Source organism: Halobacillus sp. SY10 (assembly GCF_045401165.1).
GTDB lineage: Bacteria > Bacillota > Bacilli > Bacillales > Halobacillaceae > Halobacillus > Halobacillus aidingensis.
Genome location: NZ_CP174345.1, coordinates 2051889 through 2072949 on the forward strand (window position 1 = coordinate 2051889; position 21061 = coordinate 2072949).

A 21061-nucleotide genomic window follows, 5' to 3' on the forward strand; every position below is an offset into this window, starting at 1 on the left:
GAACGGGGGAGGGAGAGAGACGAATGGACTATGTAATTGAAATGTTGAACATTAGAAAAGAATTCCCGGGTATTGTAGCGAATGACAATATTAATTTGCAAGTGAAAAAAGGTGAAATCCATGCTCTTCTTGGGGAAAATGGAGCGGGTAAATCTACACTGATGAACGTCCTGTTCGGCCTCTATCAGCCGGAAAGAGGAGAAATTAGAGTGCGTGGAGAGAAAGTCAACATCACAGATCCCAACGTAGCGAACGCACAAGGAATCGGGATGGTTCACCAGCACTTTATGCTCGTAGACACGTTTACTGTCACTGAAAATATTGTTCTAGGTAGCGAACCGAAGAAAGCAGGAACGGTGAACTTAAAACATGCGGAAGAACAAGTGAGAGAACTTTCGGAGAGATACGGTCTAAATGTCGATCCAAAAGCGAAGATCCGTGATATATCCGTAGGGATGCAACAGCGTGTCGAGATATTGAAAACGCTTTATAGAGGAGCGGAAATTTTAATTTTTGACGAACCCACAGCGGTTCTTACTCCTCAGGAAATCAAAGAGTTGATTGATATTATGCATAGCCTTGTGAAAGAAGGGAAATCAATCATCCTGATCACCCATAAGTTGAAGGAAATTATGGAGGTCTGTGATCGGTGCACCGTTATACGAAAAGGGCAGGGAATCGGGACGGTTGATGTCTCGGAAACCAACCCAACAGAGCTTGCTTCTTTGATGGTAGGTCGTGATGTCAGCTTTTCGACTGAGAAAACAAAGGCAGATCCAAAAGAAGCTTACCTTTCTATCAAGGAATTACGCGTGAAAGATGTCCGCGGTGTCGAAATGGTCAAAGGATTAAACTTGGAAGTCCGTGCAGGAGAGATTGTCGGGATTGCTGGTGTTGATGGCAATGGCCAATCCGAATTGATTGAAGCGATCACAGGCTTAAGAAGAAGTGAATCCGGTACCATCCGCCTTCATGATAAGGAAATTACCAATTTAACACCTCGTAAAGTAACGCAATCCGGTGTTTCTCATATCCCGCAGGATCGTCATAAATTCGGTCTTGTACTCGATTTTCCCATTGGTGAAAATATGGTACTGCAAAGTTACCACCAGAAACCTTATTCGAAAAAGGGCGTCATGAATTTTAAGAACATTTATCAAAAAGCAAAAGATTTGATTGCCGAGTATGATGTCCGCACGCCGGATGTATATACGCCGGCAAGATCGCTTTCAGGCGGGAACCAGCAAAAAGCGATCATCGGTCGTGAAGTGGACAGGTCCCCGGACTTGATTATTGCAGCACAACCCACACGTGGCCTGGATGTAGGAGCTATTGAATTTATCCATAAAAAATTAATTGAAGAGAGAGACAAAGGTCGCGCCGTTCTTCTTCTATCATTTGAACTAGATGAAATCATGAACTTGAGTGATCGGATTGCCGTCATGTTCGATGGACAGATCATTGCTGATGTCCAGCCAGAAGAAACGAATGAGCAGAAGCTCGGGTTGCTCATGGCTGGTAATTCAACAGAGAAAGCAGGTGAGCAATAATGTTTTCGAATCGCCTATTCAATATATTGGTACCGATCATTTCTGTGTTGCTCGGCCTGATTTCTGGTGCCATCATCATGCTTATCTTCGGTTATAATCCGATTGCAGGTTTTGCTGCACTATGGAATGGAGCCTTTGGAGATGCTTACTTTTTCGGAGAGACGATCAGGCAAGTGACGCCTTACATCCTCTCAGGGCTTGCGGTCGCATTTGCTTTAAGATCAGGGCTTTTGAACATTGGTGTTGAAGGTCAGGTGTTCATGGGATGGATCGCTTCGGTCTGGATTGGAATTTCTTTCGACCTTCCCATGATTGTCCACTTGCCACTGGCGATTTTGGCTGCAGCTGTTGCTGGAGCTTTCTGGGGCTTTATCCCCGGTCTTCTAAAAGCGAAACTGGGTGTTCATGAAGTTATTGTCACCATAATGATGAACTACATTGCTTTGTATTTGAGTAACTCCATCGTTCGTAATCTATTGAGTGACGGGGCTGACAGAACAGAGAAAGTAGCAGAAACAGCATCGTTACAATCCAACTGGCTTGCAGAAATGACATTTTACTCGAGGATCCACTATGGTTTTATTGTCGCCATCCTTATGGCGTTTGTCATGTGGTTCATTATCAACCGGACAACGACCGGGTTTGAGTTAAGATCTGTAGGTTTCAACCAGCATGCATCAAAATATGCAGGTATGAACGTAAGTAAAAATATTGTGCTTGCTATGGTCATTTCCGGTGCATTCGCAGGACTTGCCGGGGCTATGGAAGGACTCGGTACGTTCGGCTTCATGTCCATTAAAGCAGGTTTTACAAACATCGGTTTCGACGGGATCGCCGTCGCCTTACTTGGTGCAAATACGGCATTTGGTGTCATTCTCGCAGCTTTCCTATTCGGTGTTCTGAAAATCGGTGCATTGAATATGCCGACAGCTGCGGGTGTCCCGACAGAGCTTGTAGAAATTATTATTGCTTTAATCATATTCTTCGTAGCTTCAAGCTACATGATCCGCTGGGTCATTCTTCGGTTTAAAAAGGAGGGGAAATAAATGGAGATTATTGAACTGATCAGCCGTATTCTCGGCGCATCTGTTGTATTCGCAACCCCTCTTATTTTTACCGCTTTAGGGGGAGTTTTCAGTGAACGATCCGGGGTCATCAACATTGGTCTCGAAGGCTTAATGATTATGGGAGCTTTCGTAGCGATCGTTTCCAACTTGACTTTCCATAGTGTTTTCGGCGCAGCGACTCCTGTCGTATCCCTAATCATTGCGATGATCGTATCCGCTATTTTTGCACTTGTCCACGCCGTTGCCTCGATTACTTTCCGGGCGGATCAAGTCGTGAGTGGGGTGGCTATAAACTTCCTGGCTTTAGGAATTGGGTTATTCCTTACCAAGCAATGGTATGACAAAGGACAGACGGATTTTATTGAAAGTCCGATCTATTCTTCAAATGTTCCTCTACTTAATAAAATCCCTATCCTAGGGGACATGTTTTTCACCGGGTGGTACTGGACTTCTTACTTAGCTATTGCCATGGCATTCCTTGTGTGGTTCATTATTTTTAAAACACCATTTGGACTTCGTCTTCGCTCTGTAGGTGAACATCCTATGGCTGCAGATACAAACGGAATCAATGTCTACAAGATGAGATACATCGGAGTTATGCTTTCTGGTGCCTTCGGTGGTCTTGGTGGCGCTGTGTACGCCTTGACAGTAACCCATAACTTTTCTCATGGTACAATCGTGGGGCAAGGGTTTATTGCGCTGGCTGCGGTCATCTTCGGGAAATGGCACCCGCTTGGAGCGCTCGGCGCAGCTATTTTCTTCGGATTTGCTCAGAGTTTAAGTATTGTTTCATCAGATATTGCCCTTTTGGAAAATGTCCCTTCTGTCTTTATGCTCATCGCTCCTTATGTACTGACGATCCTTGCTCTGGCAGGGTTTATCGGAAGAGCGGAAGCACCAAAGTCATTGGGAGAAGCTTATGTAAAAGGAAATCGATAAAGGCTTTCAAGTCCGGTACGCAAGTGCCGGACTTAATTTTTTTACTTTTTCACACATATACCTTAGCATAAGACTTAGTTAGAATGGATGAATATGGACATGTAGGTCTATAATAGAAGAGACTGACAAGGAGGATGAATATGAAAATAACTGAAGAAACGCTACTCGAAAAAGAAGGGTATCGTCTACATATTTTACCAAGCAAAAAATACAAAACCATTACAATTGTTGCAAAATTCAAAGCCCCTTTGAAAAGAGAAGGAATCACTGAACGTGCGCTTTTACCACATGTCTTGCAAAAAGCGACGAACAATCACCCGAATGTGCGATCACTCCAATCTGCGTTTGAAAACCTTTACGGAACCGCCCTTTCAAGCGACGGCTCTAAAAAGGGGGAGAACCATGTCATCAGCTTCCGTATGGAAGTCGTCAATGAAGCGTACTTGAATGATCAGGAACCGATTCTCGAGGAAGCGGTCCAGTTGTTTAATGAAGTCTTGTTTGATCCGAAGACGGAAGGGGAAGGATTTGATTCCTCAATCGTCGATCGTGAAAAACAGACCCTTGAGCAAAAAATCACCAGCATCAAAGATGACAAAATGAGTTATGCCAATATGAGGCTCATGGATCATATGTGCAAAGACGAACCATACGCTTTGCATGTGCATGGATACTTAGAAGACCTCGAAACGATTACATCTGAAAAGCTCTACGCTTATTATAAAGAAATGATCGCAAAAGACATGCTTGATGTGTATGTAATTGGTGATATGGATCAAAAAGCGATTGAAAAGCTTACAGATCAGTATTTCTCTAGAAAAGGAAGTACTAATGCCGATGACGACCAAGTATCTGTCACGAAAGAAGTTAACGAAGCAAGGGAAGTTATCGAAAGGGAAGAAGTGAACCAAGGCAAACTTCACCTTGGCTACAGGACTTATACGAAGTTCGGTGACGATGATTACTATGCCTTGCAGATCTTCAACGGCATATTCGGAGGGTTCCCAAGTTCCAAGCTGTTTATGAACGTACGTGAGAAACACAGCTTAGCTTATTATGCTGCTTCAAGGTTTGAGAGTCATAAAGGCCTTCTGCTTGTTTTCAGTGGCGTAGATCCTAAAGATTTTGATCAAGCGAAATCGATCATATTGGAGCAGATGGACGCAATGAAGAATGGGGATTTCACAGAGGATCAAGTTGAAGAGACGAAAGAACAGGTCATTCATCAACTTCAAGAAACGATGGACAATGCGAACGGGATGATCGAAGTTCTTTATCATCAAATGTTATCAGGTGCTGAAATGCCTGCGAATGAGTTAATCGATAATATCCGAAAAGTTACGAAAGACCAAGTCGTCCAAATGGCCAAAAAGATTGAATTGGACACGATTTACTTTTTGACGAGTAAAGAAGGAGGGGAATCTTAATGGAAGAACTGGTCTATACTCAGCTGAACGAAACGGTTTATCAGGAAACATTGGATAATGGGTTGAAGGTATTCTTACTTTCTAAACCCGAAATGGCTAAAACATTTGGGATCTTCACGACGAATTATGGATCAATTGACCAAACGTTCACACCGATTGGGAAAAGTGAGAAAGTGACGGTACCAGAAGGGATTGCACACTTTCTTGAACATAAACTGTTTGAAAAAGAAGATCGTGATGTATTCCAGGATTTCACGAGACTCGGTGCATCAGCGAATGCCTTTACATCCTTTACGAAAACGGCTTATCTGTTTTCTGCAACTAGTCAAATTGATAAAAATGTACAGACACTGCTTGATTTCGTACAGGACCCTTATTTCTCAGAGGAGTCTGTGGAAAAAGAAAAGGGAATCATCGCTCAGGAAATCCGCATGTACGATGATCAGCCTGATTGGCGTTCCTTTTTTGGAACGATCCAAAGTTTATACCACGACCATCCTGTAAAGGTGGACATCGCTGGGACAGTTGACAGTATACAAAAAATTACGAAAGATGACCTCTACACCTGTTACGAGACGTTTTATCACCCTTCGAACATGGTCTTATTCGTTGCTGGAAATATCGACCCTGAGTCCATGATGACAATGATCAGGGACAATCAAGCGAAGAAAGAATTTCCTGATGCGCCGGAAATCAACCGTTCCTATCCTGAAGAACCAGCTTCTGCTGCTAAAAAAGAACATTCAATTACGATGCCTGTGACAACAGCGAAAGCGATGGTCGGGGTCAAGGAAAACGTCGATGGCTTAACTGGCGAAGAATTGGTTCGTGGAGAACTTCTATCAGGGATGATTCTTGATTATTATTTCTCAAGAAGCGGTGTGTTCTATGAGGAGCTTTACAAAAACGATCTCATCGATGACAGTTTCCAGTTTGAAACAGAACTTGATCGCCAGTTTGGCTTCACCATTCTTGGCGGAGATTCTAGAAAGCCGGACGAAATGGCTTCACGTATTAAGGAAATGTTGCATGAGTTAAAAGAGCAACGTATATCTGATGAAGACTTCACAAGGATGAAGAGGAAGAAAATCGGTCAATTTATGAGAGCGATGAACTCCTTGGAGTTTATCGCCAATCAATTCACCCATTACCACACGCTCGGTACAGACTTATTTGAAGTGCTGCCAATCATTGAATCCTTGACCGCGGATGATGCGGAAGAATACTTGCAACACTGGTTGAAAGAAGACGCGATCACCGTCTTCCAAGTCAAACCACAAGCCAATGCATAAAAAGTGCTTGATCATTGGGGCCAGCGGAGGAATTGGTCAGGCAATCGTTCAACGTGTTGTCGATCAAGGGTTTTCCGTTGGCCTGCATTACAATCAAAGTGAGCAAATCATTCAAGAAATGAGTAAAAAGATCCCTGATTCTCAATGGGCTGGAGTATATCAAGCTGATCTTTCCACGTTGGATGGCATCCATTCATTTTTAGGTCAAATCAATGAAGAATGGGATGCTGTGATCTTTGCTGGCGGGCATATGTATAGCGGTTTATTCCAGGATATGAAAGAGAATGAGGTAGACGAACTGTATTTGGTTCACGTCAAATCTTTGTGGATGATCACCCAGAAGGTGCTTCCCTATATGATCCGAAAGAAAAGAGGCAATATTCTTGTTATCAGTTCTATTTTCGGACTTGAAGGTGCGAGTATGGAGGTTGTGTACAGCTCTGTGAAAGGCGCACAAAACAGCTTTGTCAAAGGGCTTGCGAAAGAAGTCGCTCCAAGTGGAATAAGAGTCAACTGTATTGCCCCAGGCTTAATTGAGACAAAGATGAACGCCCATCTGGTTCAGGAAGAACTGGACTTCCTTGAGGACGATATTCCTCTTGGACGGTCTGGGACGCCTGAGGAAGTCGCACACATGGCCGACTTTTTGTTGAGTGACAAATCAAGCTATATAACGGGACAAGTGATCCAAGTCGATGGTGGTTGGTCTTAATTCTGTTGCATAAAATCGGCCTTTCCTTCTCATACTAAGCATGAAAAAATTCAGAGGAGGTTACATCATGTCTGTTCTCGATAATTTCGATTCTTGGAAAGATTTCTTGGGTGATCGCTTACATCAGGCGAAAGGTCAAGGTATGCAAGAACAAGCGGTTTCTGAGCTTGCTTATGAAATTGGTGGTTATTTAGCAAACTCTGTTGATGCGAAGAACGAGCAGGAAGCTGTCTTGCGTGATCTTTGGAATGTAGCAGATGAAAAAGAACAACACGCCATTGCCAATATGATGGTGAAAATGGTTCAAAACGAAGGAAATCAAGGATAACCTCGTCATCAATCCGCACAGACGTCTGTGCGGATTTTTTTCTGATAAAACCAAGCTTTTTCAATTTTTGTATGTTTATGTAGGATCGAACCTTTCCTATTTAGATAAAATCCTTTATGATAGATAGAGAGTGAAAAATTCCATAAATCACTCGACTTTGACAAATAACGACAATTTTTCAGAGGAGTTGTATTATGGAAAAAAAAGAATGGTACTTAGAATATGAAATCCAATATAACCGCCCAGGATTGCTTGGGGACATCTCCTCACTGCTCGGGATGATGGCGATTAACATCGTCACCATCAATGGTGTGGAAAATTCACACCGGGGAATGCTGCTTTTATGTAAAGATGAAGAACAAATCACTCGGTTGAGATCGATTTTAAATACAATGGATACAATAAAAGTGACTAAACTGCGCCGTCCTAAATTAAGAGATCGTTTGGCAGTAAGGCATGGACGATATATACATAGTGATGTGGATGATCGTAAAACTTTCCGTTTCAATCGGGAGGACTTGGGATTACTAGTTGATTTTATGGCTGAGCTCTTCATGAAGGATGGGCATAAATTGATTGGGATTCGCGGGATGCCACGAGTAGGAAAAACAGAGTCTGTCGTAGCAGCGAGTGTATGTGCAAACAAGAGATGGCTATTTGTATCCAGTACACTTTTAAAGCAGACGGTACGAAACCAGCTGATCGATGAAGAATATAATGAAGACAATCTTTACATCATAGATGGGATTGTGTCTGCTAAACGAGCGAATGAAAAGCACTGGCAGCTTGTACGTGAAATCATGAGACTTCCTGCTACGAAAGTTATTGAACACCCAGACATTTTCGTTCAGGAAACGGAATATACAATGGATGACTTTGATTATATTATTGAACTTCGGAATAACGAAGATGAAGAAATTACTTATGAACCTGTGGAAAAACAAGAAATGTCAATGAATGAAGGTTTTTCCATGTTCGATTTTTAGAAATTGGATGGTGTTAACATGGAGATTGGAGAAAGACTGAGGGAAGCCCGGGAATCAAAGGGGCTTTCTTTAGAATCGTTGCAAGAGACAACAAAAATACAAAAACGCTATCTTCAGGCGATTGAAAAGAATGAGTTTCAAGTGCTGCCTGGAAAATTCTACACCCGAGCGTTTATCAGGGAATATGCCTCTGCTGTCGGATTAGACCCTGAAGTAGTCATGGAAGAACATAAAGGGGAGCTTCCGACTTTTGATGAGGAAAGTACGGTACAATACAGCCGTGTCCAGAGGACAAAGAAGGAAGCGACACAGAAAAGCGGCCCATCTTCCCGGGTGCTGCCGACGATCTTAACCGTTGGATTGATCATTGGCTTAATATTTGTTATTTGGCTCGTATGGCAGAATATGAGCGGGGCAGAGGATGGCAGTACAGCAACAGACAATGGTTCCAACAATGAAATCAGTGTCCCTGAGGATTCTCAAAGTGAAACTTCCGAAGATCAGCAAGAAGCGGAAGGTAATGAAGATGGAAGTGAATCTGAAGAACCAGCTTCAGAAGAAGAACCAGATCCAGAGGAAGAAGAAACCCCTGCGGAGGATGAAGAAGAAGTAGCCATTCAACTGGTTCAGGAAGGGACAGGTTCTTTTCCAGAGCACACCTATGATGTCAGTGGAACAACTGAACGTTCCGTTACCATCGAGTTGACAGGGAGAGCCTACATGGAAGTGCAAGCTCCTAAGAGTGGTGAAGACCTTGTGACAGCGAAGGAATATACCGCGGAGGATTCGCCTATCTCCTTTGATTTAGGAGACAAAGCTGAATTGTATATTAAGACTGGGAATGCACCGGGGACAACCGTTACGATTGATGGGAAGAAAGTTCCTTATCCTAACCCAGAAGTATCCACACAAAAGTTATTGTTGCAATTCAACTAAGAAACTGAATATAATCATGACTAGGCTGCCAAAGCGTTTCATTGGAAGAGTGCAAAGCCACTCTTCGTGGACGGGCAGCCTTTCATGTATTGAAATGAATGTTAGGAGAGTGAGCTTATGAACTTACCAAATAAAATTACATTATCCAGAATTTTTCTTATTCCGATTTTCATCATCCTTATGAGTGTTCCATTTGATTGGGGGACTTTTCAAATGGAAGAACGCGAATTACCTGTCGCCCACTTAGCAGGTGCTTTACTGTTTATTATAGCCTCTACAACTGACTGGATCGACGGGTATATTGCAAGGAAATATAACCTTGTCACCAACTTAGGGAAGTTTCTCGATCCTTTGGCTGATAAGCTTTTAGTCAGTGCAGCCCTCATCTTACTAGTCGAGATCGGTCTTGCACCAGCATGGATCGTCATTTTGATCATCAGCCGAGAATTCGCTGTGACGGGACTGCGATTAGTGGCCGCTGGAGAAGGAAGTGTCCTTGCTGCAAGCCAAATGGGGAAACTGAAGACATGGATCCAAATCATCGCCATTTCTCTTCTGCTCTTGCATAATTGGCCATTCGCTTTCATCGGTTTCCCTCTGGGAATGATTGCGCTATATTTGGCGTTATTGATTACCGTGTACTCTGGTTATGATTACTTCAAAAAAAATTGGCATGTAATGAGGGATTCTAAATGAGAGCAGAAATTATAGGTGTCGGTACAGAATTACTATTAGGTCAAATTGCGAATACAAATGCTCAGTGGATCTCAAGTCGGCTTGCTACCCTCGGACATTCGGTTTATCACCACACCGTTGTCGGAGATAACTTGAAAAGAGTGACAGATTCTTTTGCATTGGCCGAGTCGAGGGCTGATCTTGTTATTGTCACAGGTGGTCTCGGTCCTACAGAAGATGACTTGACACTGGATGCCGCTCAGCTCGTTTTTGATCAGGAATTGGTCGAACATGAAGATTCCATGGAAAAGATCAAGAGCTATTATCAAAGAAACCAAAAGTTTATGTCAGAGAACAACCGTAAACAGGCGCGTGTGTTTGAGAATGCCTCCGTCTTTCAAAATTTAGAAGGGATGGCACCTGGTCAACTGGTAAAGCATGAGGATACCCTGTGGGTCTTCCTTCCAGGGGTCCCTAGAGAAATGAAGTATATTATGGATGAGTATATCATTCCGTATTTACAGAATAATTACCACATTGAATCCCAAATCGTTTCAGAAATGATGCGTTTCATCGGGATCGGTGAATCGGATTTGGAAACAAAACTGCAGTCTTTGATTAAATCTCAAACCAATCCAACCATTGCCCCGCTCGCTTCTGAAGGGGAAGTGGGTTTAAGGTTGACAGCCACAGGGGAATCCACAGAACAGGCGAAGGAAAAAATTCTCTCGCTCAAAACTGAAATCCTAACCCATGTCGGAAAGTATTATTACGGCAGTGATGCGATTACCATTGAAGAGAAAGTACGAGATCTTCTTAAAGAAAAGAGTCTCAAAATCGGCTCAGCAGAAAGCTTTACCGGTGGGAGGTTTCTTGAGCGTCTGATTGCACTGCCCGGTGCTTCATCCGTCTGTCAAGGCGGATATACCGTTTATACTCCTGAGATGAAAGAGAGAATTCTTCAAGTACCCAAATTTCTAATAAAGAAATACGGAACCATCAGCCATGAATGTGCGGAAATGATGGCTTTAAATGCACAAGCGAACTTAGACGTCGATGTTGTTGTCAGTTTCACAGGTGTGGCAGGTCCGGATGCCAGCGAAGGACATGAACCAGGTACCGTCTTTATCGGTCTTCAAATAGGGGAGAGAAAACCTGAAGTTCATAAATTTCATTTCGATGGAGGACGGGAACAGGTGAGAGTGAGAGCTGTGAAAAAAGCGTACGAAATGATTTTCCATAGATTAAAAAATTAATTTTCATTGCTGAAAAGGTGCAATTTTGATAATTTCACGTAGAGGAAATAAAAAAATTGCACCTTTTATTCTTTTAAAAAACGGGAACATTTATTCGCTTTTTAGTTGGCAAACGATCAAAAACAAGTTATGATAGGGATAGAAAAATTGAAAGGCGGTATATAATGAGCGATCGTAAACAAGCATTAGATATGGCATTACGTCAAATAGAAAAGCAATTCGGAAAAGGCTCTATTATGAAGCTGGGGGAAAGCGCTGAGCAGAAAGTGAACACGGTTCCGAGTGGATCACTCGCTCTTGACGTGGCCCTTGGAGTCGGCGGCTACCCGCGTGGAAGAATTGTAGAAATTTATGGACCAGAATCTTCAGGTAAAACGACTGTTGCGCTTCACGCTATTGCAGAAGCTCAAAGAAAAGGCGGTCAGGCAGCTTTCATCGATGCAGAGCATGCCCTTGATCCTGTCTATGCAAGAGCATTGGGTGTAGACATTGAAGAACTTCTACTATCTCAACCGGATACAGGAGAGCAGGCTTTAGAAATCGCGGAGGCTCTTGTCCGTAGTGGGGCCGTTGATATGGTTGTCATCGACTCTGTAGCAGCACTTGTACCGAAAGCTGAGATTGAAGGGGAAATGGGTGATGCACACGTTGGTTTGCAAGCCCGTTTAATGTCCCAGGCGCTTCGTAAGCTTTCTGGAGCCATAAATAAATCGAAAACGACGGCCATCTTCATTAACCAGATTCGTGAAAAAGTAGGAGTTATGTTCGGTAACCCTGAAACAACCCCTGGTGGCCGTGCGCTGAAATTCTATTCTTCTGTTCGTTTGGAAGTACGTCGTGCGGAGACTTTGAAACAAGGAAACGAAATGGTCGGAAATAAAACCCGCTTGAAAGTAGTCAAAAACAAAGTGGCCCCTCCTTTCAGACAGGCGGAAGTAGATATTATGTACGGAGAAGGAATTTCTCGAGAAGGGGAACTGCTTGATATCGGAACAGACCTCGATCTCATCCAGAAGAGTGGTTCCTGGTATTCATATAAGGATGATAGACTTGGCCAGGGCCGTGAGAATGCGAAACAATTCCTGAAAGAAAATGTAGAGGTCTACGAAGAAGTGAAAAAATTGATTCGAGACCATTATGGCATGGAAGCTGATCCAGAAACTGCAGATGCCGATAATAAAGAAAGTCAGGAAACGTTGGACGTTTAATCGTTTTAGTATAAAAATCGAGGATGAAACAATTGTTTCATCCTCGATTTTTTAATATGTTTGATTTTTCGAAGTCAATATCAAGAACTATTTTTAGGGTTATTCAGGGCTTTTTTAAAAGCGCTCCGGTCTCGAAATGTAAAATTAATAGACTGACATTTTTAAATATTTGAATATGTTAGCAGATACATAGGGCGTTTCCTTGACATTCCGTATAGTCAAGCATAAAATGAATGTGTATCATTTTCATCTTTATACCCTTATCTTAAACAAATGAAACTGAAAATGAAACGTTTGTAATTGCCGACAAACGGACCAAGTTCATAGCAAGAGGAGGTGAAATTATGGATATAATATCCTCGCTCATCTTCATTTTGCTTGCCCTTATCATCGGTTCTGTTGTTGGTTATCTTATTCGGAAATCGATTGCGGAAGCGAAAATTTCCAGTGCTGAGGACCTTGCGAAACAGATTGTGGAAGAAGGTCATCGCAATGCTGAATCAGCCAAGAAGGAAGCTCTTCTTGAAGCAAAAGAAGAGAACCAGAAATTTCGCCAGGAAGCGGAGAACGAGATCCGCGAGCGCCGCATGGAACTGCAGAAAACTGAAAATCGTTTAACTCAGAAAGAAGAGAATCTTGATCGTAAGAGTGGAACGCTTGACCAACGTGATCTTTCACTCGAAAAGAAAGAAGGGACTCTTGCCGAGAGACAACAACAAATTGAAGAAATGGAAAGCAAAGTGAAAGCTATGCTTCAAGAACAACAAACAGAGCTTGAACGCATTTCAAGCTTAACATCAGACCAGGCGAAGCAGATGATTTTAGAACGCGTCGAACAAGAGGTATCGCATGAGTCAGCCCTTATGATCAAAGAAGCGGAAAACCGCGCGAAGGAAGAAGCGGATAAGAAAGCGAAAAGCATTCTTTCTCTTGCCCTTCAGCGTTGTGCAGCCGATCATGTGGCTGAAACGACCGTTTCTGTTGTCAACCTTCCTAATGACGAAATGAAAGGCCGCATCATCGGACGTGAAGGCCGGAACATTCGTACATTAGAGACACTGACAGGCATTGACTTAATCATTGACGATACTCCTGAGGCTGTCATCCTTTCAGGCTTTGATCCAATTCGACGAGAAACAGCAAGAATGGCCCTTGAGAAGTTAGTGCAGGATGGACGAATTCACCCAGCTCGTATTGAAGAGATGGTGGACAAGTCCAGACGAGAAGTTGATGATTACATCAGAGAAGTTGGTGAACAGACGACTTTTGAAGTAGGTGTTCATGGTCTCCACCCAGATCTGATTAAGATTTTAGGACGTCTGAAGTACCGTACTAGTTACGGGCAAAACGTCTTGAAACACTCAATGGAAGTCGCATACCTTTCCGGTTTGTTAGCTGCTGAACTTGGAGAAGATGAAACCCTGGCCCGTCGTGCAGGACTGCTTCATGATATTGGTAAAGCCATTGACCATGAAGTAGAAGGAAGCCACGTGGAAATCGGTAAAGAACTGGCTATGAAGTACAAAGAGAATGAAACGGTCATCAATGCTGTGGCATCGCACCATGGTGATGAAGAGCCGACTTCAATCATTTCTGTACTTGTTGCTGCTGCCGATGCTCTATCTGCGGCACGTCCTGGAGCCAGAAGTGAAACCTTAGAGAATTACATCAAACGTCTTGAAAAGCTGGAAGAGATTTCAGAGTCTTATGATGGCGTAGAGAAGTCATTCGCGATTCAAGCTGGACGCGAAGTTCGTATCATGGTTCGTCCTGATGAAATTGATGATCTTGAAGCAACAAGATTAGCACGAGATATTCGAAATCGCATCGAGGGAGAACTCGATTATCCAGGTCATATTAAAGTTACCGTTATTCGTGAAACACGTTCTGTGGAGTATGCGAAATAAAATGAATGAAGCGGCCTTCTTGGTCGCTTCATTTCTGTTTTTACGGGTACAATAAAGAAACAATTGCGGAAGGAAGGGTTTTGTTTTATGAGAATTTTATTTATAGGTGATGTCGTGGGTTCACCAGGACGGGAAATGGTTGACGAATACTTACCGAAACTGAAGCAGAAATATCAGCCTGCTGTGACGATTGTGAACGGGGAAAATGCAGCGTCAGGGAAAGGCATTACCGAAAAAATTTACCGTCGCTTCCTTGAAAAAGGTGCCCAAGCCGTAACACTTGGCAACCATGCGTGGGATAAAAAGGAGATTTTTGAATTTATCGATGATGCGGAATACCTTGTCCGCCCTGCCAATTATCCTGAAGGCACGCCTGGTAAGGGGATTACTTTTGTCAAAACCCCTAAGGGTGAGGTCGCCGTTATTAACTTGCAAGGGCGTACGTTCTTGTCTCCAAATGATGATCCATTCAGAAAAATCGATGAGCTGATAGAAGAAGCAAAAAAACGCACGTCTATCATCTTTCTGGATTTTCATGCAGAAGCAACAAGTGAAAAGCAGGCAATGGGCTGGTATGTAGATGGCAGAGTGAGTGTGAATGTAGGGACACACACCCATATACAGACAGCAGATGAAAGAATCCTGCCAGGAGGAACGGGCTATATTTCTGACGTAGGTATGACAGGGCCTTATGACGGAATTCTGGGAATGGAACGTGAAGCGGTTTTAAAGCGTTTTCTTACAAACTTACCTGTACGTTTTGAAGTTCCAAAAAAGGGAAGAGCACAACTGAGTGCTTTCTTGGTGGATGTAGATGATAAGACAGGAAAATCTACAAAAGTCCAGCGTATTTTAATTAACGATGACCATCCATTCTTTCATTGATTATTTGAATTTTGCGACAAATTCATTCATAATGAAAAGGTAATATCCTACATCTCCAAGAATATAGTAGTTATGGAACAACTATAGTGATTGAAGGAGGAGCTAGTAATGGAAGTCTTAAAAGTATCAGCCAAATCCGTACCTAATTCAGTAGCAGGAGCCTTGGCCAACGTAGTACGAGAGCGCGGAACGGCCGAAATTCAAGCGATCGGAGCCGGAGCATTGAATCAGGCAGTTAAAGCCGTTGCCATCGCAAGAGGGTTTGTTGCCCCGAGTGGCATGGACTTGATTTGCATTCCGGCATTTACAGATATCATGATCGACGAGGAGGAACGAACAGCGATTAAGTTGATCGTCGAACCTCGATGAGCGTAAAAAAACAAGCGTTTTTATAAGTTTCGCGTACTTACGATGTTTGCTAGCGAATACCTTGTCTTTATGGATGAAAGAAAAATAGAATGGAAAGAAAAGGGTGTACTCACAATCGAGTGCGCCCTTTTTTAATAGAGATCGTTTTTTAGTATAAATGGTTTTTCAAAAGAAAGATATTCAACAATATAGCAGCTTATGTGAGGTTCATCTTTAAGCTAACGGGTGTTTATTACCATATTAAGATGCAGTGGTGGTTGGAGAGTGTGCTATTCCGCGCCGACTGAGCCGGTCTATTCATCAAACATCTCTCCATTCAGGTCTGAAAGAATAGGGAGCTTGTATGCAGTGGAAATGGATATTTAATAGAGGTTAATAGAACGTGGTATGATATGAGCGATTGTATCTTCACAGTGGACAGGTGAGTTTGCGTTTTCCTCAATCCATGTTAATATTGTCTGTATAAGAGGTTTAATAATGATTTTTAGAGGTTGGGAGTGTTCACTGTGAATGGAACGATGAAAGCGATCGTTAAGCATCACCGAGCTCCAGGAGCGCAAATGCAAGAAGTTGCGATTCCGGAAATCCGTGATGATGAAGTATTGATTCGTGTGAAAGCGACATCGATTTGTGGGACGGATGTCCATATATATAATTGGGATGAGTGGTCTGAAAGCCGCGTCAAACCACCTTACGTTTTCGGGCATGAATTTTCAGGAGAGATTATGGAAGTAGGAAGTAAGGTTCATAATTTCCAAGCAGGAGATTATGTGAGTGCAGAGACTCACCTTATTTGTGGACACTGTCCGCAATGCTTGACGGGTAAATTCCATATTTGTGAAAACACTAAAATTATTGGTGTGGATACGCAGGGGTGTTTTGCAGAATATGTAGCGCTTCCAGCAGATAACCTATGGAGGAACCCTGATGAAATGCCAACAGACATCGCTTCTATTCAAGAGCCGATGGGGAATGCTGTACATACGGTTCTAAATGGCGATGTAGCAGGGAAAACAGTAGCCATCATCGGTTGTGGACCTATTGGTTTGATGGCTGTAGGCGTAGCCAAGGCAGCTGGGGCATCTCAAGTACTTGCTTTTGATTTGAATCCATATCGTCTTGAACTTGCTGAGAAAATGGGAGCTACAACCGTGATTCATTCTGGAGAAATCGATCCTGTTGAAAAAGCTAAAGAGTTAACAGATGGCCATGGGGTAGACGTCGTTTGTGAAATGAGTGGACATCCTGTAGCAATGGACCAAGGATTTAAAATGATTACCAATGGCGGCCGTGTTTCCATTCTAAGTTTACCTACGAAGAGGGTAAGCCTCGATGTGACGAATGATATCGTATTCAAAGGCGTAGAGGTTCAAGGGATTACTGGAAGAAAAATGTACGAAACGTGGCAGCAGGTTTCCAGGCTCCTTCAATCTCAACAGGTGGATGTGACTCCACTGATTACTCACCATTTAAAGCTTGAAGAATTTGAGAAGGGCTTTGACTTGATGAATCAGGGCCAATGTGGAAAAGTAGTTTTACACCCATAATTGTAAGGAGGATGTTTTATGAAAGGCTTTGAATACTTGCAAAAAGAACTAAACGAGATGCAGGAAGAAGGGACGTTCCGTACGTTAATCCCTCTGGAATCTGCACAAGGTTCCAAAGTGACAATCAAAGGAAAAGAAGTGATTCAACTTTCTTCCAATAACTATCTAGGGCTTACCTCACACCCGAAGATGAAAGAAGCAGCGGAAAAAGCTAATGAAGAATATGGCGTCGGAACAGGTTCTGTTCGTACGATTGCAGGTACATTGAAAATGCATGAAGATTTTGAAGAAAAGTTAGCGGAATTCAAACATACAGAAGCTGCGTTAGTATTCCAATCCGGCTTCACAACGAACCAGGGTGTCTTATCTTCTATTCTAGGTAAAGAAGATGTAGTCATCTCTGATGAGTTGAATCACGCCTCAATCATCGACGGGATTCGTTTAACAAAAGCGGATCGTAAAATTTATAAGCACGTCGACATGGAGTCATTAGAATCAGCGTTGAAAGAAAGTGGCGATTATCGTACACGATTAATCGTTACCGATGGCGTTTTCTCCATGGATGGAAATATTGCTCCTCTACCGGAAATCGTAGAACTCGCTGAAAAGTATGATGCTCTTGTTATGGTGGATGATGCTCATGCGAGTGGGGTTCTTGGTGACAACGGACGTGGAACAGTCAACCATTTCAACCTGGATGGCCGCGTCCACATTCAAGTGGGAACACTCAGTAAAGCGATTGGAGTACTTGGAGGGTATGTGGCAAGTACAAAGACCCTTCGAGATTACTTAATTCATAAAGGACGTCCGTTCTTGTTCAGTACATCCCACCCGCCAGCAGTAACGGCTGCGAATGATGCAGCGATTGATGTATTGTTAGAAGAGCCAGAACTGATCGAAAAACTTTGGGACAATACAAAATTCTTCAAAGATGGTCTGAACGCTCTTGGATTTGACACGGGAATCAGTGAAACACCGGTAACTCCTGTCATGGTTGGGGATGATGCCTTGACACACAAATTCTCCGATGAACTGTTCGAAGAAGGAGTATTCGCACAAGGAATCGTCTTCCCGACAGTCCAGCGTGGAAAGGGACGCGTCCGAACAATCGTTACAGCAGAACATTCAAAAGAAGAACTACAAGAAGCTCTCGATGCCTTCGAAAAAGTCGGTAAGAAATTAGGGATCTTGTAATAGTGAAGAAGCCAGCTATGAAATCGCATAGCTGGCTTCTTTTAATTGATAAAAACAGCACTTCCCCAATTAAACAAACGCTCCCTTTTCTGGAAGACTCAGTTTCGAGACTTTTGTTGAGAGGATGGGGGCTGCGGGGAATGGCTCCCTTTCCGCGGGAGCGCGGTGAGCCTCCTCGGACTGCGTCCTGTGGGGTTTCACCAAGCACTTTTTTCCCGCAGGAGTCACCTCATTCCCCTCCACCCCTTTGCCATTTAAGTATCTCGAAACCACTTTCGGAATTAGCTGCTTTTATGCACATGGTTATTGGATGGGAATGAACTCCTAAGCACACTATTCTGCATGCGAAAAGCTTGTTATAGAGCGCTTTATGCTTATAATAACAGGATAGTGGAAGGCGCCCTCCCACAGTAAATGGGTTCGTTTCTCCCCTTCATGGAATGGGGTGGTTGGGAAGCTGGGAGACTCCCGTGGGAGAAAGGAGATAGGCGAGATCCCGCAGGACGAAGTCCGAGGAAGCTTGCCACTCCCCCGCAGGAAAGCGAGTAGCTTCCCGGCCACACCTGACGCTCAACATGGCAATCGAACCCCGAAAAGTCTCGAAATCGAGTCTTCCACAATCCTGCCATATTGTTGAATAACTACTTGGAAAATGGATGAAAAAAGGTGGAATTCATGTTTACGCTTAATTTATCATGTAAAACTTGATATAATGGTACAGTTAGAAGGTTCGGCTTGAAAGGAGATCATTATGAACGAACAGCAACGTAAGGAAATGTCACAAATTCGTCAGTCTTCCACGGCTGATGCTAAAGCAGAACAGGATAACTTAAATCGACTGAAACAAAAAACTAGTGAAGATTTTGTTAAATATTTTGAAACGACATACCAACCTCCGAACATGAGGGATGCACAACGCCGGAAGCGGAAAGAAACAGATGTACATTATGATTTTGAAATTCCTGAAGATATGGATCAAGCAGGCAAGGGTAAAAAATATTTGATCCGTACATACGGATGCCAGATGAACGAACATGATACTGAAGTCATGGCAGGGATTTTTGAAGAAATGGGTTATGAACCCACAAAGGATACAAAAGAAGCGGACATCATTCTATTGAATACCTGTGCCATCCGTGAAAATGCAGAAAATAAGGTGTTCGGTGAAATCGGACACTTGAAGCCTTTGAAAATGGAAAATCCGAATTTGATTATCGGAATCTGTGGATGTATGTCACAGGAAGAGTCTGTCGTAAACCGGATTCTAAAAAAACACCCATTTATCGATCTTATTTTCGGTACACATAATATTCATAGAATCCCGCAGCTGGTAAAAGAAGCGATGTTCGGGAAAGAAATGGTAATTGATGTGTGGTCGAAAGAAGGGGACATTATTGAAAACCTTCCAAGATCACGAAAAGGAAAAATCAAGGCTTGGGTAAACATTATGTATGGCTGTGACAAATTCTGCACTTACTGTATTGTTCCATATACAAGAGGAAAAGAAAGAAGCCGTTTACCGCAAGACATCATTCAGGAAGTAAGGCATTTGGCGGCTCAAGGGTATAAAGAAATTACACTCCTTGGCCAAAACGTCAATGCGTATGGAAAAGACTTGGATATGGCCTATGGGCTCGGTGACTTAATGGATGAACTGCGGAGTATTGATATTCCACGGGTTCGCTTTACAACTTCCCACCCAAGAGACTTTGACGATCGTTTAATTGAAGTGCTTGCTAAAGGTGGTAATATGCTTGACCATATCCATCTACCGGTCCAGTCAGGAAATAGCGATATTTTGAAGATCATGGGCCGTAAATACTCGAGGGAAGAGTACCTTGAACTTGTTCGCAAAATTCGTGTAGCGATGCCAGATGCAACCCTTACGACGGATATCATCGTCGGGTTTCCGAACGAAACCGAAGAACAGTTTCAGGATACGTTATCCCTTGTGGAAGAAGTCGGCTTTGAAGCTGCTTATACGTTTATCTATTCTCCAAGAGAAAATACACCCGCAGCTAAGATGAAAGATAACGTTTCAATGGAAGAGAAGAAGGATCGTTTGCAGCGGTTGAATAAAATCGTCAACCAGCAATCTGCAGACGCCATGAAAGCATACGAAGGTGAAATTGTAGATGTCCTTGTAGAAGGAGAAAGTAAGAATAATCCGGATGTGCTAGCAGGGTACACGAAGCGGAACAAGTTGGTCAACTTCCGTGCACCTGAGTCTACAATCGGGCAAATTGTACCAGTAAGAGTGACCAAAGCGAAAACTTGGTCCCTTGATGGAGAGTTAGTAGAAATCAACGCAGAGGTGAAATAAATGGCACAGTATACGAGACAACAAGTTGTAGAAGAAGCAAAAAAATTGGCTAAAATGATGGCTGATATTGAAGAAATCGATCGTTTCAAGCAATTGGAAGCGAAATTAAATGACAATCAAAAGGTTCAATCTCATATTAAGAAAATCAAAGCTTTGCAAAAGCAGGCGGTTAACTTTCAAGCTTACGGGAAAACGGAAGCTCTTCAGAAGATTGAAAAAGAAATCGATCGTCTTCAAGATGAGCTCGATGAGATTCCGGTCGTTGCAGAATTCAAAGATTCACAAACCATTATTAATGATATCCTTCAAATGGTTTCGAACACGATTTCACGTGAAGTTACAAATGAGGTTATCCGTTCTACGGGCGGGGATATCCTGCAAGGAGAAACAGGTTCAAATAAATCAAGTCATGGTTGCAGCCATTGATGCATACACTTCCGTCAGAGGGTTTTCCCCCTCT

At 42.9% G+C, this 21061-nt stretch carries 19 protein-coding genes; all 19 read left to right on the forward strand.

What is annotated here, in order from left to right; all coding sequences use genetic code 11:
* Positions 1-23 precede the first annotated feature (23 nt).
* The 19 genes from ACJA3J_RS10485 to ACJA3J_RS10575 all read left to right on the forward strand — a co-directional run bounded on the left by ACJA3J_RS10485 (position 24) and on the right by ACJA3J_RS10575 (position 21027).
* Positions 24-1550, forward strand: a complete 1527-nt coding sequence (locus ACJA3J_RS10485) for an ABC transporter ATP-binding protein (RefSeq protein ID WP_406946205.1) — start codon at positions 24-26, stop codon at positions 1548-1550.
* A complete protein-coding gene (locus ACJA3J_RS10490) occupies positions 1550-2596 on the forward strand; it encodes an ABC transporter permease (RefSeq protein WP_406946206.1) in 1047 nt (348 codons plus the stop codon). The genes ACJA3J_RS10485 and ACJA3J_RS10490 overlap by 1 nt, the downstream gene beginning before the upstream one ends.
* Positions 2597-3556: an ABC transporter permease gene (locus ACJA3J_RS10495; RefSeq protein WP_181898510.1), complete on the forward strand. Its 960-nt coding sequence runs from the start codon at positions 2597-2599 to the stop codon at positions 3554-3556.
* A 140-nt stretch (positions 3557-3696) separates the two neighbouring features.
* On the forward strand, positions 3697-4983 hold the full coding sequence (gene yfmF / locus ACJA3J_RS10500) for an EF-P 5-aminopentanol modification-associated protein YfmF (RefSeq protein WP_406946207.1): 1287 nt from the start codon (positions 3697-3699) through the stop codon (positions 4981-4983).
* A complete protein-coding gene (gene yfmH / locus ACJA3J_RS10505) occupies positions 4983-6275 on the forward strand; it encodes an EF-P 5-aminopentanol modification-associated protein YfmH (RefSeq protein WP_406946208.1) in 1293 nt (430 codons plus the stop codon). The genes yfmF and yfmH overlap by 1 nt, the downstream gene beginning before the upstream one ends.
* On the forward strand, positions 6268-6987 hold the full coding sequence (ymfI, locus tag ACJA3J_RS10510; protein ID WP_406946209.1) for an elongation factor P 5-aminopentanone reductase: 720 nt from the start codon (positions 6268-6270) through the stop codon (positions 6985-6987). Before yfmH ends, ymfI begins: the two co-directional genes overlap by 8 nt.
* 67 nt (positions 6988-7054) lie before the next feature.
* Positions 7055-7315: a DUF3243 domain-containing protein gene (locus tag ACJA3J_RS10515; RefSeq protein WP_115893179.1), complete on the forward strand. Its 261-nt coding sequence runs from the start codon at positions 7055-7057 to the stop codon at positions 7313-7315.
* Positions 7316-7509: 194 nt separating this feature from the next.
* On the forward strand, positions 7510-8301 hold the full coding sequence (locus ACJA3J_RS10520) for a DUF3388 domain-containing protein (protein WP_089652351.1): 792 nt from the start codon (positions 7510-7512) through the stop codon (positions 8299-8301).
* An 18-nt stretch (positions 8302-8319) separates the two neighbouring features.
* Positions 8320-9237, forward strand: coding sequence for a helix-turn-helix domain-containing protein (locus ACJA3J_RS10525; protein WP_089652350.1), 918 nt, complete (start codon positions 8320-8322; stop codon positions 9235-9237).
* A 117-nt stretch (positions 9238-9354) separates the two neighbouring features.
* Positions 9355-9933 (forward strand): CDP-diacylglycerol--glycerol-3-phosphate 3-phosphatidyltransferase, encoded by a 579-nt coding sequence (pgsA, locus tag ACJA3J_RS10530; RefSeq protein ID WP_089652349.1) that lies wholly within the window; start codon positions 9355-9357, stop codon positions 9931-9933.
* Positions 9930-11168 carry a competence/damage-inducible protein A gene (locus ACJA3J_RS10535; protein ID WP_089652348.1) on the forward strand — a complete coding sequence of 413 codons (1239 nt, stop codon included), beginning with the start codon at positions 9930-9932 and terminating at the stop codon, positions 11166-11168. Before pgsA ends, ACJA3J_RS10535 begins: the two co-directional genes overlap by 4 nt.
* A 164-nt stretch (positions 11169-11332) precedes the next feature.
* Positions 11333-12376 carry a recombinase RecA gene (recA, locus tag ACJA3J_RS10540; RefSeq protein WP_089652347.1) on the forward strand — a complete coding sequence of 348 codons (1044 nt, stop codon included), beginning with the start codon at positions 11333-11335 and terminating at the stop codon, positions 12374-12376.
* A 344-nt stretch (positions 12377-12720) separates the two neighbouring features.
* Positions 12721-14283 carry a ribonuclease Y gene (rny, locus tag ACJA3J_RS10545; protein ID WP_089652346.1) on the forward strand — a complete coding sequence of 521 codons (1563 nt, stop codon included), beginning with the start codon at positions 12721-12723 and terminating at the stop codon, positions 14281-14283.
* An 87-nt stretch (positions 14284-14370) separates the two neighbouring features.
* Positions 14371-15168 (forward strand): TIGR00282 family metallophosphoesterase, encoded by a 798-nt coding sequence (locus tag ACJA3J_RS10550; protein ID WP_089652345.1) that lies wholly within the window; start codon positions 14371-14373, stop codon positions 15166-15168.
* Between the two features lie 108 nt (positions 15169-15276).
* Positions 15277-15537, forward strand: a complete 261-nt coding sequence (locus ACJA3J_RS10555) for a stage V sporulation protein S (protein WP_008640081.1) — start codon at positions 15277-15279, stop codon at positions 15535-15537.
* 506 nt (positions 15538-16043) lie between these two features.
* Entirely contained in the window at positions 16044-17084 is a 1041-nt protein-coding gene (gene tdh / locus ACJA3J_RS10560; protein ID WP_406946210.1) for an L-threonine 3-dehydrogenase, read from the forward strand.
* Between the two features lie 18 nt (positions 17085-17102).
* The gene (locus ACJA3J_RS10565) at positions 17103-18278 is read left to right on the forward strand and encodes a glycine C-acetyltransferase (RefSeq protein WP_406946211.1); all 1176 of its coding nucleotides are present in this window, start codon (positions 17103-17105) and stop codon (positions 18276-18278) included.
* 751 nt (positions 18279-19029) lie between these two features.
* Positions 19030-20601, forward strand: coding sequence for a tRNA (N6-isopentenyl adenosine(37)-C2)-methylthiotransferase MiaB (gene miaB, locus ACJA3J_RS10570; RefSeq protein WP_089652343.1), 1572 nt, complete (start codon positions 19030-19032; stop codon positions 20599-20601).
* Complete coding sequence (locus ACJA3J_RS10575) at positions 20602-21027, forward strand: RicAFT regulatory complex protein RicA family protein (protein ID WP_089652342.1); 426 nt, start codon at positions 20602-20604, stop codon at positions 21025-21027.
* Positions 21028-21061 lie beyond the last annotated feature (34 nt).

What these genes read in the sequence shown, in the direction of transcription:
- pgsA (WP_089652349.1), top strand. Translation starts at nt 9,355, where the DNA reads ATGAACTTACCAAATAAAATTACATTATCCAGAATTTTTCTTATTCCG.
- ACJA3J_RS10520 (WP_089652351.1), top strand. Translation starts at nt 7,510, where the DNA reads ATGGAAAAAAAAGAATGGTACTTAGAATATGAAATCCAATATAACCGC.
- yfmF (WP_406946207.1), top strand. Translation starts at nt 3,697, where the DNA reads ATGAAAATAACTGAAGAAACGCTACTCGAAAAAGAAGGGTATCGTCTA.
- ACJA3J_RS10575 (WP_089652342.1), top strand. Translation starts at nt 20,602, where the DNA reads ATGGCACAGTATACGAGACAACAAGTTGTAGAAGAAGCAAAAAAATTG.
- miaB (WP_089652343.1), top strand. Translation starts at nt 19,030, where the DNA reads ATGAACGAACAGCAACGTAAGGAAATGTCACAAATTCGTCAGTCTTCC.
- rny (WP_089652346.1), top strand. Translation starts at nt 12,721, where the DNA reads ATGGATATAATATCCTCGCTCATCTTCATTTTGCTTGCCCTTATCATC.
- ACJA3J_RS10555 (WP_008640081.1), top strand. Translation starts at nt 15,277, where the DNA reads ATGGAAGTCTTAAAAGTATCAGCCAAATCCGTACCTAATTCAGTAGCA.
- yfmH (WP_406946208.1), top strand. Translation starts at nt 4,983, where the DNA reads ATGGAAGAACTGGTCTATACTCAGCTGAACGAAACGGTTTATCAGGAA.
- ACJA3J_RS10495 (WP_181898510.1), top strand. Translation starts at nt 2,597, where the DNA reads ATGGAGATTATTGAACTGATCAGCCGTATTCTCGGCGCATCTGTTGTA.
- ACJA3J_RS10550 (WP_089652345.1), top strand. Translation starts at nt 14,371, where the DNA reads ATGAGAATTTTATTTATAGGTGATGTCGTGGGTTCACCAGGACGGGAA.
- recA (WP_089652347.1), top strand. Translation starts at nt 11,333, where the DNA reads ATGAGCGATCGTAAACAAGCATTAGATATGGCATTACGTCAAATAGAA.
- ACJA3J_RS10525 (WP_089652350.1), top strand. Translation starts at nt 8,320, where the DNA reads ATGGAGATTGGAGAAAGACTGAGGGAAGCCCGGGAATCAAAGGGGCTT.
- ACJA3J_RS10565 (WP_406946211.1), top strand. Translation starts at nt 17,103, where the DNA reads ATGAAAGGCTTTGAATACTTGCAAAAAGAACTAAACGAGATGCAGGAA.
- ACJA3J_RS10485 (WP_406946205.1), top strand. Translation starts at nt 24, where the DNA reads ATGGACTATGTAATTGAAATGTTGAACATTAGAAAAGAATTCCCGGGT.
- ACJA3J_RS10490 (WP_406946206.1), top strand. Translation starts at nt 1,550, where the DNA reads ATGTTTTCGAATCGCCTATTCAATATATTGGTACCGATCATTTCTGTG.
- ymfI (WP_406946209.1), top strand. Translation starts at nt 6,268, where the DNA reads ATGCATAAAAAGTGCTTGATCATTGGGGCCAGCGGAGGAATTGGTCAG.
- ACJA3J_RS10535 (WP_089652348.1), top strand. Translation starts at nt 9,930, where the DNA reads ATGAGAGCAGAAATTATAGGTGTCGGTACAGAATTACTATTAGGTCAA.
- ACJA3J_RS10515 (WP_115893179.1), top strand. Translation starts at nt 7,055, where the DNA reads ATGTCTGTTCTCGATAATTTCGATTCTTGGAAAGATTTCTTGGGTGAT.